Source organism: Nonomuraea sp. NPDC051941 (genome assembly GCF_044593615.1).
This window is the reverse complement of sequence record NZ_JBIUCF010000124.1, coordinates 3,343-4,730: the sequence shown is the minus strand read 5'-3', so window position 1 is coordinate 4,730 and position 1,388 is coordinate 3,343. Positions and strand designations below refer to the sequence as shown.

Genomic DNA, 1,388 nt, shown 5'->3' with positions numbered 1-1,388 from the left:
AAAGATTGTCCGGCGGCGACCTACTCTCCCACACCCTCCCGAGTGCAGTACCATCGGCGCAGAGAAGCTTAACTTCCGGGTTCGGAATGTAACCGGGTGTTTCCTTCCCGCCATAACCGCCGTAACCCTCCGAAACACACAAGCACAGAATGCTTGCTGTCTCAGAATCACATAATGGACGCGAGCAACGACTAGAAAAAGTCTGCTTTGTGGTCAAGTCCTCGGCCTATTAGTACCGGTCAGCTCCACACGTTACCGCGCTTCCACCTCCGGCCTATCAACCCGGTCGTCTACCGGGAGCCTTACCCCCTCACAGGGTGGGAGACCTCATCTCAAGGCAAGCTTCCCGCTTAGATGCTTTCAGCGGTTATCCCTCCCGAACGTAGCCAACCAGCCGTGCACCTGGCGGTACAACTGGCACACCAGAGGTTCGTCCGTCCCGGTCCTCTCGTACTAGGGACAGCCCCTTTCAAGTCTCCTGCGCGCGCAGCGGATAGGGACCGAACTGTCTCGCGACGTTCTAAACCCAGCTCGCGTACCGCTTTAATGGGCGAACAGCCCAACCCTTGGGACCTACTCCAGCCCCAGGATGCGACGAGCCGACATCGAGGTGCCAAACCATCCCGTCGATATGGACTCTTGGGGAAGATCAGCCTGTTATCCCCGGGGTACCTTTTAGCCGTTGAGCGACACCGCTTCCACACGCCGATGCCGGATCACTAGTCCCAGCTTTCGCTCCTGCTCGACCCGTCAGTCTCACAGTCAAGCTCCCTTGTGCACTTACACTCAACACCTGATTGCCAACCAGGCTGAGGGAACCTTTGGGCGCCTCCGTTACCTTTTGGGAGGCAACCGCCCCAGTTAAACTACCCACCAGACACTGTCCCCGATCCGGATCACGGACCAGAGTTAGACATCCAAAACGACCAGAGTGGTATTTCACCAATGACTCCACCCGAACTAGCGTCCGAGCTTCCCAGTCTCCCACCTATCCTACACAAGCCGTTCCAAACACCAATGTCAAGCTGTAGTGAAGGTCCCGGGGTCTTTCCGTCCTGCTGCGCGAAACGAGCATCTTTACTCGTACTGCAATTTCACCGGGTCTGCGGTTGAGACAGCGGGGAAGTCGTTACGCCATTCGTGCAGGTCGGAACTTACCCGACAAGGAATTTCGCTACCTTAGGATGGTTATAGTTACCACCGCCGTTTACCGGCGCTTAAGTTCTCACCTTCGCCAACTTGCGCTGACTAAGCGGTCCCCTTAACGTTCCGGCACCGGGCAGGCGTCAGTCCGTATACATCGTCTTACGACTTCGCACGGACCTGTGTTTTTAGTAAACAGTCGCTTCCCCCTGGCCACTGCGACCCCCACCAGCTCCGAGTGCAAG

General features: G+C 57.0%; 2 rRNA genes (1 of these 2 running past the window's edge). Both read right to left on the bottom strand.

What is annotated here, in order from left to right:
* Nucleotides 1-7: 7 nt before the first annotated feature.
* A 5S ribosomal RNA gene (rrf, locus tag ACIHFD_RS67610) occupies nt 8-124 on the bottom strand.
* An 85-nt stretch (nt 125-209) separates the two neighbouring features.
* Nucleotides 210-1,388 (bottom strand): 23S ribosomal RNA (locus tag ACIHFD_RS67605); it runs 1,535 nt beyond the window's last position.